Genomic DNA, 15,003 nt, shown 5'->3' on the forward strand with positions numbered 1-15,003 from the left:
TGACGCGCGTGGTGGCACCCGCGGCGACGCGCGGGGCGCGACCCGCGGTGATGCGCGGGGCGCGCCCGGCGGCGGCACGCGGGGGGCGGGCATGAGCGGCCTCCTGGGACCGGTGGAGATCCGCGACCTGGCGGCGCGGCTCGGCATCCGCCCCACCAAGAAGCTCGGCCAGAACTTCGTCATCGACGGCGGCACGGTCCGTAAGATCGTCCGCGCCGCCGGGCTGCGCCCCGACGACGTGGTCATCGAGGTCGGCCCCGGCCTGGGCTCGCTGACCCTGGCGCTGCTGCCCGAGGCCCGCGCCGTGACGGCGGTGGAGATCGACCCGGTGCTGGCCGGGCAGCTCCCGCTGACCGTCGCCGAGCACGCCCCCGAGCTGGCCGGCCGGCTCGCCGTCGTGCACGCAGACGCCCTCCGGATCGCCCCCGGCGACCTGCCGGGGGACCCGCCGACCGCGCTGGTGGCCAACCTCCCCTACAACGTCGCGGTCCCGGTGGTGCTGCACCTGCTGCAGGTCCTGCCGTCGCTGCGCACCGTGCTGGTCATGGTCCAGTCCGAGGTGGCCGACCGGCTGGCCGCGACGCCCGGCTCCCGCGTGTACGGCATCCCGTCGGTCAAGGCCGCCTGGTACGCCGACGTGCGCCGGGCCGGCCCCGTCGGCCGCACGGTCTTCTGGCCGGCGCCCAACGTCGACTCCGGCCTCGTCGCGATGACCCGGCGCGAGCCGCCCACCACCGGGGCGTCCCGCGAGGACGTCTTCGCGGCCGTGGACGCCGCCTTCGCCCAGCGCCGCAAGACCCTGCGCGCAGCCCTGGCCTCCTGGGCCGGCTCGCCCGCCGCCGCCGAGCGGGCGCTGCGGGCGGCGGGGGTCGATCCGTCCCGCCGGGGCGAGCAGCTCACGGTCGAGGACTTCGCGCGGATCGCGGAGAACCGCCCTTGAAGTGCGTTCCACGGACCTTTGCCGCGCGGTGGACCCCCAAAACCGGCTCTAGCGTGGCGAAACGTCGGGGGTTGACGGGGAGGCGGAGTCCCACCCGGCTACGATCGGACCTCGTCATCCCCTGAGCGAAAGCCTTGAGGACCCATGAACTCCGTGACCGTCCGCGTGCCGGCCAAGGTGAACCTGCAACTGGCGGTCGGGCCGCTGCGTGACGACGGCTACCACGACCTGGTGAACGTCTTCCACGCCGTCTCGATCTTCGATGAGGTGACGGCCACCGCCGAGACCGGGATGCGGGTCCGCGTCGAGGGCGACAGCGCCGGCCAGGTGCCCGAGGACGACGACAACCTCGCCATCCGCGCCGCCTCCGCGCTGGCCCGCCACGCCGGCCGGTCGTACGGCGTGAGCCTGCTGATCCGCAAGTCGATCCCGGTCGCCGGGGGGATGGCGGGCGGCAGCGCCGACGCCGCCGCGGCGCTGGTCGCCTGCAACGAACTGTGGGGCCTGGGCCTGCCGCTCGCGGACCTGATGGAGATCGGCGCGGACATCGGCAGCGACGTCCCGTTCGCCCTGCTCGGCGGCACGGCCGTCGGCACCGGCCGGGGGGAGCGGCTGACCCCCCTTGAGGTCGGCGGCGCCTTCCACTGGGTCTTCGCCCTGGCCGAGGGCGGCCTGTCCACGCCCGCCGTCTACGCCGAGTGCGACCGGATCCGCGAGGCGACGGGCGTCGAGGCCGCCTGGCCGCAGGCGTCGGAGCCGCTGCTGGACGCGCTGCGCCGGGGGGACGCCAAGGCGCTGGGCGCGGAGCTGGCCAACGACCTGCAGCCCGCGGCCGTCATGCTCCGCCGCTCCCTGGCCCGGACGCTGGACGCCGGGCGCGGGCACGGCGCGCTGGGCGCGCTCGTCTCCGGCTCCGGCCCGACCTGCGCCTTCCTGGCCGAGTCCGAGGCCCACGCGGCAGAGCTGGCCGCCGCGCTGCGGGCCGAGGGCGTGGCCCGCGACGCGGTGACCGCCCACGGCCCGGTCCCGGGCCCGGCGGTCGGGCAGCGCCACTGAGGCGGTCCACCGGCGGCGTGGGCGGTGTCGCCGCGTCGCCCGTGTCCCGGCGACCGGGCGGCGGACCCGGTCCTGCCCGGGGCGACGGCCGCGCGGTCCGGGAGCGGATACCCTTGTAGGGCGATGAATCTGGTCAACCTCGAGTCGGTATCCCACTCATACGGCCCCAAGCCCCTTCTCAGCGACGTCTCCCTCGGCATCGAGGCGGGCGACCGCATCGGGGTGGTCGGCCGCAACGGCGGCGGCAAGACCACGCTCATCTCGGTGATCGCCGGCGCCCTCAAGCCCAATGAGGGGCGCGTCACCCACAACCGCGGCCTGCAGATCGGCGCGCTGTCCCAGGGCGACGACCTCGACCCGGACCGGCCGGTCGGCGAGACCGTCCTCGGCGGCCGTGCCGAGCACGAGTGGGCGGGCGACGCCGGCATCCGCGAGATCCTCGCCAACCTCCTCGGCGACATCGACCTCACCGTCCCGGTCGGGAGCCTGTCGGGCGGCGAGCGGCGCCGTACGGCGCTGGCCCGGCTGCTGATCGGCGAGCACGAGCTGATCATCCTGGACGAGCCCACCAACCACCTCGACATCGAGGCCATCGACTGGCTGGCCAGGCACCTCGCGGGCCGCAGGTCGGCGCTGCTGGTGGTGACCCACGACCGGTGGTTCCTGGACGCCGTCTCCACCCGCACCTGGGAGGTCGTGGACGGCGCGGTCGAGCGCTACGAGGGCGGGTACGCCGCCTACGTGCTGGCCAAGGCCGAGCGCGCCCGGATCGCCGCCGCGGCCGAGGCGCGCCGCCAGAACCTCATGCGCAAGGAGATCGCCTGGCTGCGGCGCGGCCCGCCCGCCCGCACCTCCAAGCCGAAGTTCCGCATCGACGCCGCCCAGGCGCTGATCGCCGACGAGCCGCCGGCGCGGGAGACCGTCGAGCTGGTCAAGTTCGCCGCGGCGCGGCTGGGCCGTACGGTCTACGACCTGGAGGACGTCACCCTGCACGCCGGCGGTCCCGGCCAGGGCCCGCTGGTGCTGGACCACTCGACGTGGCAGTTCGGTCCGGGCGACCGGATCGGCCTGATCGGGGTGAACGGCTCGGGCAAGTCCTCGGTGCTGCGGCTGCTGTCCGGCACGGTCGAGCCCGACTCGGGACGGGTCGTGCGGGGCCGCACGGTCCGCCTGGCGCACCTGTCGCAGGAGCTGGCCGAGCTCGACCCCGCCCGCCGGGTGCTGGAGACGGTCGAGGAGGTCCGCAAGTTCGTCCAGGTCGGCAAGAAGGAGTGGACGGCCTCGGCGCTGCTGGAGCGGCTCGGCTTCAAGGGCGAGGCGCAGTGGAAGGTCGTCGGCGACCTGTCCGGCGGTGAGCGGCGGCGGCTGCAGATGCTGCGGCTGCTGATGGACGACCCCAACGTGCTGCTGCTCGACGAGCCGACCAACGACCTCGACATCGAGACGCTGAACGAGCTGGAGGACCTGCTCGACGGCTGGCCGGGCACGCTGATCCTGGTGAGCCACGACCGCTACTTCCTGGAGCGGGTGTGCGACCGGGTCGTGGCGCTGCTCGGCGACGGGAGGCTGTCGATGCTGCCCGGCGGGGTGGACGAGTATCTCGCCCGGCGGGCCTCGGGCGCGGCGCTGTCGGCCCGCGCCGCCGGCGGCGGGTCGGCGTCCGCCGCGTTCGCCGCCCCGGCCGCGTCGGCGGACGGGGCGAAGGCCCCGGCGGCCCAGGCGGGCCTGTCGGCCAAGGAGGAGCGGGAGCTGCGCAAGGAGCTGTCCCGCCTGGAGCGCCAGCTCGACAAGCTGAGTGGTCGCGAGGAGAGGCTGCACGCCGCCATGGCCGAGGCCGCCTCCGACTACGGCCGGCTGGCTTCGCTGGACGCCGAGCTCAAGGAGATCCTGGCCGAGAAGGACGGGATCGAGGCCGAGTGGCTGGAGACGGCCGACCGCCTCGGCGAGTGACCGGGGCGACCGGCTGTCCGCGAGTCGATCCTGGGCGGCCGGCGTCCGGACAACGTGCGTGGGTCACACGATTTCCATCTCGCCGAATTTGCAGGTCACCGGCACCGGCCAAGGGCTTGATTACGGAATGTCCCCCGCGTCGTCGACGATGCCGACGGACACCCGGGCCCTTGAGGCGATCACCTCACCCTTGGGCAACCCGCTGTAGTACGGAGAGGGCGCCTTGACCCCGCCGACGTAGATGCGGCGTGCCCCGAGCAGGACGAAGGTGTTCGGGTCGATGATGACTTCCTGACGGACCCCCTCGTCGTCGTGCGTGTAGATCGCCACGCCCTGTCTGCCCAGCAGATCGCGCACCGTCTCCACGCCGACATCGTCCAGTCGGGAGAGGACGGTGTAGAGAGCGGCTCGCAGGCGAGCCGCCGGAGCGCCTTCCTCCAGGATGCTCATGATCTGATGAGACACCGCCCGCGCTTCGGGCAGAGGGATCTCACTCGTGTCCTTCTTCAGGCGTTCCAGCAGGGCGGACGGCTCCAGGGGGAGCGAGCGCAGATAAGCGGGGTCGAACCGCAGACGGGGATCCGCTCCGTCTCGGCGCCGCTTGATCGTCTTACTGACTTCGTCCCGCATGGCCCTCTCTTCGCCGTCCCCCCGAATCCATGTTTCGACGGTCTTCCGTGAGCCTGTCTTGCCTCCTCCAACCGGTGGCACGGCGGCTTCGGGCATCAGCTTGGGTGAGGTGTAGGAGTCCCATTTGGCGTAGATCCACTGGTCGGCTCGCGGGTATACGTCCGTCTGGTCGGCCGCCGCCGCCGTCGCGTGCTTGGCCAGGGTCTCCGCGTTCGCCACCGACAGCCATGCCGGGGCGCTGGCGATTCCGTTTCCCCGATCATTCGTACCAAGGCTCTGCACCATCGTGACGCCTGCCGTGATCGTGACGCCGAGTGCGCCCATGGCGGCCACGCGCAGCACCGTACGCCGGACCCGGCGGGCCGGTGGCTCCGGAGCCACCGTGGCCAGCAGCCGCCGCCGGGCGCGATGCAGATCGTTCGCCTCGCTCTGCCGCACTTCTGACCGCAGGTCGCGGACCATGTCCAGATCGTTCATCAGGCCTCCTCGATCACGTTGGTGGGGTTGCTGCCGCCCAGTGCCTGGGCGATCTTGCGGCGGGCGCGGGACAGCCGGGACCGCACAGTGCCGATGGGCACATTCAGCGCCTGCGCCGTCTCCTCATAGCTGAGGTCGCCCCAGGAGATCAGCAGCAGTACGTCGCGCTCGCCCTTGCCCAGCTTGGCCAAGGCGGCCGCGAGCGGTCTGCGGATCTCCGAGGCGGAGACGCGGGCGACCACCCGATCGTCGAAGGCCACCGCCACGGGGTCCTCCCCGGTTCGGGCGAGCGCCCGGTATCCGCGTATCTCCGCCCTTCGATGGGAGCCGATGATGTTCGTGATGATGCCGTACAGCCACGGCAGGGCGTCCTGGCGATCTGAGGCGTACTTGTGCCGCTTCTCGAACGCCCTGGTGAACGCCTCGGCCACCACATCCTCCGCCTGGTCAGGACCGAGACGCCGGACGACGTAGCGATGCAGGACGGCGCCATGCCGCTCGAACAGCTCGGCGAAACGCTCCGGCTCGATCAGCGACTCTTTGATGACAGCCGAGTCCTGCATGGGGGCCGGCACTTCGAAGACTGTCGAAACCTTTGCCCGGGCCGGTTCTGATACGTCCGCCTGAAACGGTGCTCGCACGTCCGCTGGAGGACCGGCCAGGACTGGCTCATCGTGTGGAATGGATGTCACGACGGTACTTATCCGTATTCAGGTAAAAGGTTCCCCGTAGGATCTCGCGGTCGGCCGTCCAAGATCGGCTCATCGCTGTGATCACGCAGGTGCGAGGGCGACTCCACTGCGGACCGGGCCCGCCGGAAGCTCGATCGCGTGCACCGCCTCCAGGCGGGAGATCTCGGTCAGCATCGACGACGGGCTCACATTCCCCGCCGGGACCTTGATCAGCGCCAGCGCGCTCGGATCGGCCTCCTCATCGTCTCCTTCGTCTGGCGGCTGGTGTCCCGGTTCTTACGAATACCCTCCGATCGGTCGTCTCCGGCCGGTTTACCCTCCGGCAGGCGGGCAGTAGATCATCCGTGCGCTCCGGAAGCTCCGGTGTCATCGGCGTCAAAAGGGACGAGTAGCGTGCGCAGCAGGTCCGCGAGGACCTGCTGTTCATGCTCTCCCAGCGCCGCCAGCAGGTCGCGCTCACGCCGGAGCAGGTCGTCGAAGGCGCCGTCCACCCGTTCCCGCCCGGCGTCGGTGAGCGACACCAGCACCCCCCGCCGGTCCTCGGGGTCGGGCCGCCGCCGGACCAGCCCGGCCGCGGCGAGGCGGTCGATCCGGTTGGTCATCGTCCCGGAGGTCACCAGGGTCGCGCGGAGCAGCGCCCCGGGACTCAGCTCGTACGGCTCGCCGGCCCGGCGCAGCGCCGTCAGCACGTCGAACTCCCAGATCTCCAGGCCGTGCTCGGCGAAGGAGGTCCGGCGGGCGCGGTCCAGGTGGCGGGCGAGGCGGGAGACCCGGCTGAGCACCTGGAGGGGTGCCACGTCGAGCTCCGGGCGCTCGACGCGCCAGGCGGCCACCAGCCGGTCGACCTCGTCCTCGTGCCGGTCCGCCCGGCCGTCGCCGTCGTCCGCGTGCTGCAGCGTCATACCGCGATCCTATCTCTCTTGACATCGAGATATCTCGGTGGATATCAATTATCTTGATGTCAAGAGATATGTGGGACCCCGTGACCTATGGCCGCTACGCCGGTGAGCGTGCGCGCCCCTTCTTCGAGCTCACGGCCAGAATAACGGCCGAGCGGCCCTCGTACGTGGTGGACGCCGGCTGCGGCGGAGGCGAGCTCACCGCGCACCTCGCCGCGCGGTGGCCCGAGGCCGACGTCCACGGCTTCGACTCCTCACCCGCGATGATCGCCAAGGCGGTGCCGGGCGGGCGGCTGACCTTCTCCGTCGAGGACGCCACCCGGTGGCGGCCCGGACGGCCGGTGGACGTGCTGGTCTCCAACGCCCTCCTGCAGTGGGTGCCCGGACACCGCGAGCTGCTGCCCGCCTGGGTGGACGCGCTCGCCCCCGGCGGGCACCTCGCCTTCCAGGTGCCCGGCAACTTCGACTTCCCCAGCCACCGGATCATCCGCGAGCTGTACGCCACGGACAGGTGGCGCGACCGGCTCGGGGACCTCACGCGGGACGCCCCGGTCGGCGAACCGGCCGAGTACCTGGACCTGCTGTCCGGGCTCGGCTGCCGGGTGGACGCCTGGGAGACCACCTACCTGCACGTCCTGGAGGGCGAGGACGCCGTGCTGCGCTGGGTCAGCGGCACCGCCCTGCGGCCCGCGCTCGACCGGCTGGACCCCCGGGAGACGGAGGAGTTCCTCGCCGAGTGCGGCGCGCGGCTGGGCGAGGCGTACCCGCGCAGGCCGTACGGGACGGTCTTCCCGTTCCGCAGGATCTTCGTGGTCGCCCACAGGTAGAGGGATCCGGGCCGGTCCTGACGATCGGCTGCCCGGAGGCTCCGGCCTCCGGCCCTCGGCCCGGACTGACGTCGGGGACCGACCGGCGGGACCTTCCGACGTTTCCGGCCGCAGAACTGGGCATCAATACCCACTGCGTGTGATGTGAGAGATGTGTCCGGTTGACCGGGGGTGGCCCGTGGCGATGGAGATCGAGGACAAGTTCGACGTGCCCGCCGGGTTCGAGGTCCCGGACCTGACCGGGCTGCCCGGGGTCACCGGGGCCGCCGGGCCGGTGACCCACCGGCTCGCCGCCGTCTACTTCGACACCCCCGACCTGCGGCTGGCCGCGCGCGGCGTCACGCTGCGCCGCCGCAGGGGCGGCACCGACGCCGGCTGGCACCTGAAGCTGCCCAAGGCCGGGGGCGCCCGGCAGGAGATCGCCCGCCCGCTCGGCCGGAGCGCGAAGACCGTCCCCGCCGACCTTGCCGACCTCGTGCTCGCCTTCACCCGGGGCGCGCCCCTGGCCCCCGTCGCGGAGCTGGAGACGCGGCGTACGGTGACCACCCTGGTCAACGGCGCGGGCGTGCGGCTGGTGGAGATCGCCGACGACCAGGTGACCGGCTCCGTCCCCGAAGCCGTCGCGGGCGGCGAGCCCGGATCCGGGCCGCACGTGGAACGGTGGCGCGAGGTGGAGGCCGAGCTGGTCGGGGGCGACGAACGGCTGCTCCGCAAGGTCGGCAAGCGGCTGGCCGCCGCCGGGGCCGTCCCCGCCGCGTCGCCGAGCAAGCTCGTCCGCGTGCTCGGCTCCGCCCGTCCCATCCCCGGGCGGCCCCGCCCGCGCACCCGGCCCGGCTCCGCGGGCGAGGTCGTCACCGGCTACCTCACCGCCCAGGCGGACGCCCTGCTCGCCCAGGACCCCCGCGTACGGCGGGCCGACGACGACGCCGTGCACCGGATGCGCGTCGCCGCCCGCCGACTCCGCAGCGCGCTGAGATCGTTCGGCGGCGTCGTGGAGGACACCGCCGGGCTCCAGGAGGAGCTGAAGTGGCTGGGCCGGGTGCTCGGCGAGGCACGGGACGCCGAGGTCGTCAGGGAGCGCCTCATCGCCGGGTTCGACGCCCTCGGGGAGGGGGCGGTGTCGGGCCCCGTCCGGCTCCGCCTCGACGCCGAACTCGGGGCCGCCGAACGCGAGGCGCTGGACCGGGCGCGGGAGGCGCTGCGCGGCGAGCGCTACTTCGCCCTGCTGGACGCCCTCGACGCGCTGACCGCCGCCCCGGCGCTGACCGGCGCGGCGGACCGGCCGGCCAAGACCCTCCGCGCCCTGGCCGCCAAGAGCTGGCGGCGCGTGGTCAAGGCGCACCGGGCCGCCCTGGCCGTCACCGACCCCGCCGGCCGCGAGCACGCCATGCACGACGTGCGCAAGGCCGCCAAGCGGGCCCGCTACACCGCCGAGGCGATCGGCATGGACGAGCTCGCCGGGCGGGCCGAGGCCGTACAGGAGGCGCTGGGCGCCCGCATGGACGGCGTCGTCGCCCAGGGACGGCTGGCCGCGGTCGCCGACGCCGCGCGGCGGGCCGGGGAGGACACCTTCACCTACGGCGTGCTGACCGGCCTGGAGCGGGCCCGCACCGAGCGGGCCCGCGAGGAGTTCCCCCGCCTGTGGAAGAAGACGTCGAAGGCGGTCGCGAAGCTCCTGTGAGGCCCGCGGCGGGGAGCGGACCCGGCCGCGGACCCACGGGCCGGATCCGGGCCAGGAGTCACGTGCGGGCCCGGATCAGGGTCAGAGGTAGGCCCAGTGGTGCGCGGGGGACGCCTGGTCACAGGTGGCGTTCATGACGGCCGTGTTGACCGACGCGCTGCCCACCATCAGGCACTTGCCCGTGTCGACGGCCCGCCACATGTCCGCCTGCGGGTAGTCGGTGGTCCAGCGCTGCCTGCCGTCGTTGATGTCACAGGCGTACTGCACGGCTCCCACCTTGTTCACCGCGCTGGGGGTCATCAGGCACTTGCCGCCGTTCTCCTTGCGGATGGTGTAGGAGCCCCAGAAGGCGTGCTCGAAGCGCCAGCGCTGGTCGGTGGAGGACGGGGTGCAGTTGCCCTGGAGGGCCTTGGCGCCGTTCGCCGTGCCGGTGACGCTCACGCACTTGCCGCTGTAGTAGTTGCGGATCAATCCGTAGGGAGTCCGCGTCTGGTGGAGGTACACCTCGCTGCGGAACATCTTGTGGTCCGAGCAGATGTGGTCGTCGCAGTTGCCGGCGTCGACCATCTGGACGTTCTGGTGCTCGAAGCTGAAGTGCTTGCGGCTGACGAACGTGTAGTCGATCTTCCCCTCGGCGTGGCTGGGGTCGCCGCCCTGCACCGGACCGTCACAGAAGGTGTCGGAACAGTAGTAGTGCATGTCGGTTTCCCAGAACTCCCCGGTGGTGCCCGCGTCGGGGGCGTACAGCGAGCCGAGCGCCGGGTTGCCGGGCTTGAGGTTCAGGTCGCCCATCAGGATGAACGATCCCGCCGCGGCCTCCGGGCCGAAGACCCTGGCCAGTTCCCTGGCCTCGGCCTCGGGGGCGGCGTAGGGGTTGCTCGCCGCGGAGTCCTTGGGCGCCAGGTGCGTCGAGCACGCCTTCACCGGCTGGTCCGCGATGGCGAACAGGGCGGTCACGCAGGCGACGCTGCGGCTCTCGGTGACCGTCGGCTGCTCACGCGCCTCCAGCTTGTGGTCGGTGGTGAACATGTAGCCCTGGTGCCCGGTCACCGTGCCGCGGACCAGGACGGCGTTGCCGGCCTCGTTGCGGGTGTCCGGGAAGACGACGCAGTCCGGCACGAACGTCCTGGACTCCTGGAAGTGGCCCTGCATGGCGTAGCCGATCGCTTCCAGCTGGATCAGCAGGTGCCCGTACTGCCGGTCACAGACCTCGTTGAGGGAGATCACGTCGGGCCGGCGTTCCTGCACCTCCCGGATGATCCTGCCGATGATGGGGTAGGTCCCGTTGTTCTTGGCCCCTCCGGCCATGTTGAAGTGCAGCAGCTTCAGGGTCTGCCTCTGCGGCGCGGCCAGGGCCGCCGCCGCGACCGCGGACTCCCCGGACGCCGGCGTCTCACCGGCCGCGGGAGGAGCCTGGGCGATCAGCAGGCAGAGCATGGCGAGGACGCACGAGATGATCGTCCTGGCGCCGTTCGGGATCTTGCTGAAGGGTTTTCCGTCCACCAGCGACACATGGTCTCCTTGGGGCCCGTCCGCCGCCCGGCGCCGCTCCCGGCGCGGGTGCCGGCATCGGGGCACCGGGGACGACGGGGTGTGCCGCCGGCCGTACGGGGAGACGGGCGGCGGCCGCGGACGGCGCGGGCGGCGGGCGATGATGAGCAGCGACGACACGACGGTCGCAGACGGGGGAGCGCCTGTCATTGCGCATCCGCGCACGAACCTTGCCCGCACGCGCACGTCCACCCAACGGGAATCAGACGGGGTGGCTCTCGGTGGCGACGAGGCGGCCCGCGGCGTGGTGGAGCACCATGAAGCCGCCCTTGGGCAGGCCCGCCTCCTCCCGCCCCACGCCGACGCCGGTCATCAGGCCGGGCAGGACCTTACCGTGGCTGCAGACCGCGGCGGGCCGGCCGGAGGACAGGAGACCGGTGACCAGGCGCAGGGCCGCGTCGGGGTCGTGGCGGCTCTCCGACAGCGCCGGCTCCGGGCGGATCGCGAGACCGGCCCGGCCCGCGTACGGTTCCAGCGTCTGCACGCACCGCCTGCTGGGGGAGCTGACCAGCTCGGCGGGCAGGTAGCCGGGCAGGACGCCGGCCAGCGCGGCGGCCTGCGCCGCGCCGTCCCGGTCGATCGGCCGCTCGTCGTCGTCGCCCTCCCACTTCTCGCGCGACCCGGCCAGGGCGTGCCGTACGAGGACGAGCGGGGTGGTGGCCAGCGGCGCGGCGGCGAGCGCGTCCAGCAGGGCGGTGTCCCACTCGTAGGTCAGCAGCCGCGCGGCCTCGGCCGCCGGCACCCAGGCGACCTCGTCCACCTCGTCGTCCTCCCGTTCGGCGACGGGACGGACGCCGGGCGCCACCCGGGCCGTCCAGTAGTCGACCCGCTTGGGCCGGCCGCCGATCAGGTAGTGGACCGGCGGCAGCGGCCGGCCGAGCAGCAGCGCCAGGCCCGTCTCCTCGGCCACCTCGCGCAGGGCTCCGGCGACGACGTGCTCGCCCGGGTGCAGCTTGCCCTTGGGGAACGTCCAGTCGCCGTACTTCGGCCGGTGCACGAGCGCGACCTCCGGCGCGGACTCCCGGCCCCGCCACACCACCGCCCCGGCCGCGCGGATCAGGTCCGCCGGGCGGGTGTCCGGGTCAGTCATCCATCGTCCTCCATCGCCGGGTGCCGATCAGGTGGTCCTGCAGGTCCGCGCCGCCGTGCCGGGTCCATGTGCCGTCGCCGTTGAGCCACCAGGTGGCGGTGTCCTCCGACATCGCGAGGTCCAGCAGGTCCGACAGGTATGCCCGCTGCCGCTGGCTCGTCACCTTCACCAGCGCCTCGACCCGGCGGTCCAGGTTGCGGCGCATCAGGTCGGCGCTGCCGATCCAGATCTCCGGCCGTCGGCCCCGGCCGAACTCGTAGATCCGCGAGTGCTCCAGGAACCGGCCCAGCACGCTCCTGACCCGGATGTTCTCCGACAGTCCCGGGACGCCCGGCCGCAGCGTGCAGACTCCCCGCACCCACAGGTCCACCGGAACACCCGCCCGCGAGGCGCGGTAGAGGGCGTCGATGACCGGCTCGTCCACCAGGGAGTTCGTCTTGATCCTGATGCCCGCCGGGCGGCCCGCCTCCTGGTGGGCGGTCTCCCGCTCGATCCTGGCCACCAGCCCGCCGCGCAGCGAGTGCGGCGCCACCAGCAGCCGCCGGTAGGCCGAGTGGGCGGAGTAGCCGGTCAGGTGGATGAACAGGTCGGTGACGTCCTCGCCGACCAGCGGGTCGGCGGTGAGCAGGCCCAGATCCTCGTAGACCCGGGCGGTCTTGGGGTTGTAGTTGCCGGTGCCGATGTGGCAGTAGGCGCGTAGCTCGCCCGAGGGCTCCTGCCGTACCACCAGCGCCAGCTTGCAGTGGGTCTTCAGGCCGACCACGCCGTAGACCACGTGGCAGCCGGCCCGCTCCAGCTTGCGGGCCCAGGTGATGTTGGCGTGCTCGTCGAACCGCGCCTTGATCTCCACCACCACGACGACCTGCTTGCCGGCCTCGGCCGCGTCGATCAGCGCGTCCACGATCGGCGACTCGCCGCTGGTCCGGTAGAGCGTCTGCTTGATGGCCAGCACGTTCGGGTCCGCCGCCGCCTGCTCGATGAAGCGCTGCACGCTCGTGGCGAAGGAGTCGTACGGGTGGTGCAGCAGCACGTCCCGCTCGCGCAGCAACGCGAAGATGTCGTCGGAGACGTGCACGACCTCGGCGGGAACGAACGGGCGGAATTTCAGCTCGTCCCGGTCCAGGTCGGCGATGGCGTGCATGCCGGTCAGATCCAGCGGGCCGGGCAGCCGGTAGATCTCGTGCGGGGCCACGCCCAGCTCGTCCACCAGCAGGTCGAGCACCTCGGGGGTGATGCTCTCCTCGACCTCCAGCCGGACCGGCGGGCCGAAGCGGCGCCTGAGCAGCTCGCGCTCCAGAGCCTGCATGAGGTTCTCGGTGACGTCCTCGTCCACGTCCAGGTCCTCGTTGCGGGTCACCCGGAAGGCGTGGTGCTCGACGATCTCCATGCCCTTGAAGAGCTGGCCGAGGTGGGCGGCGATCACGTCCTCCAGCGGCACGAACCGGTCCCCGGACGCCGCGACGAAGCGGGGGAGCCGGCTCGGCACCTTCACCCGGGCGAAGACGGTGTGACCGGTCACCGGGTTGCGTACGGTGACCGCGAGGTTCAGCGACAGCCCGGAGATGTAGGGGAACGGGTGGGCGGGGTCCACGGCGAGCGGGGTGAGCACCGGCCGGATCCGCTCCCGGAACAGCCTGCGCATCTCGGTGCGCTCGTCGCGGCCCAGGTCGTCCCAGCGCACGATCTCGATGCCCTCGGCGGCGAGCAGCGGGCACAGCAGCTCGCGGAAGCAGGCCGCGTGCCGCAGTGCGAGCTCGTGGGCGATCGCGGAGATCCTGGCGAGCTCCTCGCTGGGCTTCAGCCCGCTCTTGGTCCGCAGCAGCAGGCCGGTGGCCATCCGCCGTTTGAGGCCGGCCACCCGCACCCGGAAGAACTCGTCGAGGTTGCTGGCGAAGATCGCGAGGAACCTGACCCGTTCCAGGAGGGGGAGGGAAGGGTCCTCGGCCAGCTCCAGCACCCGCTGGTTGAACTGGAGCCAGCTCTCCTCGCGGTTGAGGAAGCGGTCCTGGGGAAGGGGCTGATCTCCGGGGTCAGTGTGAGCGACTTCTACCGACATATGACGACAATGCCCGGTTTTTGGAAACTCAACGTGAACGCCGGATCAACGAGCGCTGTCACCCGCCGGAGCGGTTCGGGATCCCCGCCGGTCCGGGACCCCGTGGGTTCAGGATTCCGGCGGCTCGCCGGGGTGCTCGGAGAGCCTGGCCTGTCTGGCGGCCTCCCGCTGCTCGCGCTGGCGCGTCTTCTCCAGCTCCTTCAGCTCGCGCTCGCGAGCCTTCTCCCGCTCCCTGAGCAGCCGTTCCTGACCCTTCAGTTCCCGCTCCCGCGCCTTCTCGGCCTCCCGCTGCTCGCGCTGGCGGGCCTTCTCCTGCTCGCGGGCGAGCTTCTCGGCCTCGCGCCGCTCGCGCTCGCGGGCCTTCTCCAGCTCCTTCAGGTCGCGTTCGCGGGCCTTCTCCCGCTCCCGGAGCTCCTTCTCCGACGGCCGGGGACGCAGCTGGTCCAGGCCGCGGGCGGCGGTCAGGCGGGGATGCGGGTCCAGGCCCTTCAGGCCGTTCCAGGCGAGGTTGACCAGGTGGGCGGCCACCTCCTCGCGCGGCGGCCGGCGCACGTCCAGCCACCACTGGCCGGTCAGCGCCACCATGCCGACCAGCATCTGCGCGTACATCGGGGCGTGCTTGGGGTCGTAGTCCCGGCGGACGAACTCGTCCACCATGACGTCCTCGACCTGACTGGCGATGTCGTTGATCAGGCTGGCGAACGTGCCCGTCCCGGAGGCGGCGTGGGAGTCGCGGATCAGGATCCGGAAGCCCTCGCTGTTCTCCTCCACGTAGGCGAGCAGCGCCAGGGCGGCCCGCTCCAGCTTGATCAGCGCGTGCGAGGCCGACAGGGCCTCGGTCACCATGCCGAGCAGCTTGTCCATCTCACGGTCGACGACGACCGCGTAGACGCCTTCCTTGCCGCCGAAGTGCTCGTAGACCACCGGCTTGGAGACGTTGGCGGTGGCGGCTATCTCCTCCACCGAGGTGCCGTCGAACCCCTTCTCGGCGAACAGGGACCGGCTGATCTGGATCAGCTGTTCCCGGCGCTCCTTGCCTGACATGCGTCTTCGGGGCTCGCTCACGGTTCCAATAATGGCGTCCCCGGAGCGCGAAGCGGGAACCGCGCCCTGGACGGCGTCGATTCCGGCACTCCGGTCGATCGTCTCATCCG

12 protein-coding genes are annotated in these 15,003 nt (G+C 72.4%); 5 read left to right on the forward strand and 7 right to left on the reverse strand.

Annotated elements, in window-relative coordinates; translation table 11 throughout:
- Window positions 1-91 precede the first annotated feature (91 nt).
- The 3 genes from rsmA to AB0D67_RS07560 all read left to right on the forward strand — a co-directional run bounded on the left by rsmA (window position 92) and on the right by AB0D67_RS07560 (window position 3,946).
- Window positions 92-940 (forward strand): 16S rRNA (adenine(1518)-N(6)/adenine(1519)-N(6))-dimethyltransferase RsmA, encoded by an 849-nt coding sequence (rsmA, locus tag AB0D67_RS07550; RefSeq protein ID WP_362931004.1) that lies wholly within the window; start codon window positions 92-94, stop codon window positions 938-940.
- Window positions 941-1,084: 144 nt separating this feature from the next.
- The gene (locus AB0D67_RS07555) at window positions 1,085-1,996 is read left to right on the forward strand and encodes a 4-(cytidine 5'-diphospho)-2-C-methyl-D-erythritol kinase (RefSeq protein ID WP_362931006.1); all 912 of its coding nucleotides are present in this window, start codon (window positions 1,085-1,087) and stop codon (window positions 1,994-1,996) included.
- Window positions 1,997-2,119: 123 nt separating this feature from the next.
- Window positions 2,120-3,946 (forward strand): ABC-F family ATP-binding cassette domain-containing protein, encoded by a 1,827-nt coding sequence (locus tag AB0D67_RS07560; RefSeq protein WP_362931008.1) that lies wholly within the window; start codon window positions 2,120-2,122, stop codon window positions 3,944-3,946.
- 120 nt (window positions 3,947-4,066) lie between these two features.
- On the opposite strand, the gene AB0D67_RS07565 is transcribed toward AB0D67_RS07560, so the two are convergent.
- The 3 genes from AB0D67_RS07565 to AB0D67_RS07575 all read right to left on the reverse strand — a co-directional run bounded on the left by AB0D67_RS07565 (window position 4,067) and on the right by AB0D67_RS07575 (window position 6,647).
- Window positions 4,067-5,053: a CU044_5270 family protein gene (locus tag AB0D67_RS07565; RefSeq protein ID WP_362931010.1), complete on the reverse strand. Its 987-nt coding sequence runs from the start codon at window positions 5,051-5,053 to the stop codon at window positions 4,067-4,069.
- Complete coding sequence (locus AB0D67_RS07570; protein WP_362931012.1) at window positions 5,053-5,628, reverse strand: RNA polymerase sigma factor; 576 nt, start codon at window positions 5,626-5,628, stop codon at window positions 5,053-5,055. Before AB0D67_RS07570 ends, AB0D67_RS07565 begins: the two co-directional genes overlap by 1 nt.
- Before the next feature lie 455 nt (window positions 5,629-6,083).
- Complete coding sequence (locus tag AB0D67_RS07575) at window positions 6,084-6,647, reverse strand: MarR family winged helix-turn-helix transcriptional regulator (protein ID WP_362931014.1); 564 nt, start codon at window positions 6,645-6,647, stop codon at window positions 6,084-6,086.
- A gap of 56 nt (window positions 6,648-6,703) precedes the next feature.
- On the opposite strand from AB0D67_RS07575, the gene AB0D67_RS07580 reads away from it, so the two are divergent.
- Entirely contained in the window at window positions 6,704-7,471 is a 768-nt protein-coding gene (locus AB0D67_RS07580) for a trans-aconitate 2-methyltransferase (protein WP_362931016.1), read from the forward strand.
- 184 nt (window positions 7,472-7,655) lie between these two features.
- Window positions 7,656-9,152: a CYTH and CHAD domain-containing protein gene (locus AB0D67_RS07585; RefSeq protein ID WP_362931236.1), complete on the forward strand. Its 1,497-nt coding sequence runs from the start codon at window positions 7,656-7,658 to the stop codon at window positions 9,150-9,152.
- An 81-nt stretch (window positions 9,153-9,233) separates the two neighbouring features.
- On the opposite strand, the gene AB0D67_RS07590 is transcribed toward AB0D67_RS07585, so the two are convergent.
- The 4 genes from AB0D67_RS07590 to AB0D67_RS07605 form a co-directional block, all read right to left on the reverse strand.
- Window positions 9,234-10,655, reverse strand: a complete 1,422-nt coding sequence (locus AB0D67_RS07590; protein WP_362931018.1) for a ricin-type beta-trefoil lectin domain protein — start codon at window positions 10,653-10,655, stop codon at window positions 9,234-9,236.
- A gap of 250 nt (window positions 10,656-10,905) precedes the next feature.
- Complete coding sequence (locus AB0D67_RS07595; RefSeq protein WP_362931020.1) at window positions 10,906-11,793, reverse strand: NUDIX hydrolase; 888 nt, start codon at window positions 11,791-11,793, stop codon at window positions 10,906-10,908.
- Window positions 11,786-13,849, reverse strand: a complete 2,064-nt coding sequence (locus tag AB0D67_RS07600) for an RNA degradosome polyphosphate kinase (protein WP_362931022.1) — start codon at window positions 13,847-13,849, stop codon at window positions 11,786-11,788. The genes AB0D67_RS07595 and AB0D67_RS07600 overlap by 8 nt, the downstream gene beginning before the upstream one ends.
- Window positions 13,850-13,957: 108 nt before the next feature.
- On the reverse strand, window positions 13,958-14,914 hold the full coding sequence (locus tag AB0D67_RS07605; protein WP_362931024.1) for a TetR/AcrR family transcriptional regulator: 957 nt from the start codon (window positions 14,912-14,914) through the stop codon (window positions 13,958-13,960).
- Between the last annotated feature and the right edge of the window lie 89 nt (window positions 14,915-15,003).

Origin of the sequence: Streptosporangium sp. NPDC048047, from assembly GCF_040653115.1 — a bacterium.
GTDB lineage: Bacteria > Actinomycetota > Actinomycetes > Streptosporangiales > Streptosporangiaceae > Streptosporangium.

Excerpts from the sequence above, each read along its gene's own strand:
- rsmA (WP_362931004.1), top strand. The coding sequence starts at position 92 with ATGAGCGGCCTCCTGGGACCGGTGGAGATCCGCGACCTGGCGGCGCGG.
- AB0D67_RS07555 (WP_362931006.1), top strand. The coding sequence starts at position 1,085 with ATGAACTCCGTGACCGTCCGCGTGCCGGCCAAGGTGAACCTGCAACTG.
- AB0D67_RS07560 (WP_362931008.1), top strand. The coding sequence starts at position 2,120 with ATGAATCTGGTCAACCTCGAGTCGGTATCCCACTCATACGGCCCCAAG.
- AB0D67_RS07565 (WP_362931010.1), bottom strand. The coding sequence starts at position 5,053 with ATGAACGATCTGGACATGGTCCGCGACCTGCGGTCAGAAGTGCGGCAG.
- AB0D67_RS07575 (WP_362931014.1), bottom strand. The coding sequence starts at position 6,647 with ATGACGCTGCAGCACGCGGACGACGGCGACGGCCGGGCGGACCGGCAC.
- AB0D67_RS07580 (WP_362931016.1), top strand. The coding sequence starts at position 6,704 with ATGTCAAGAGATATGTGGGACCCCGTGACCTATGGCCGCTACGCCGGT.
- AB0D67_RS07585 (WP_362931236.1), top strand. The coding sequence starts at position 7,656 with ATGGAGATCGAGGACAAGTTCGACGTGCCCGCCGGGTTCGAGGTCCCG.
- AB0D67_RS07595 (WP_362931020.1), bottom strand. The coding sequence starts at position 11,793 with ATGACTGACCCGGACACCCGCCCGGCGGACCTGATCCGCGCGGCCGGG.
- AB0D67_RS07600 (WP_362931022.1), bottom strand. The coding sequence starts at position 13,849 with ATGTCGGTAGAAGTCGCTCACACTGACCCCGGAGATCAGCCCCTTCCC.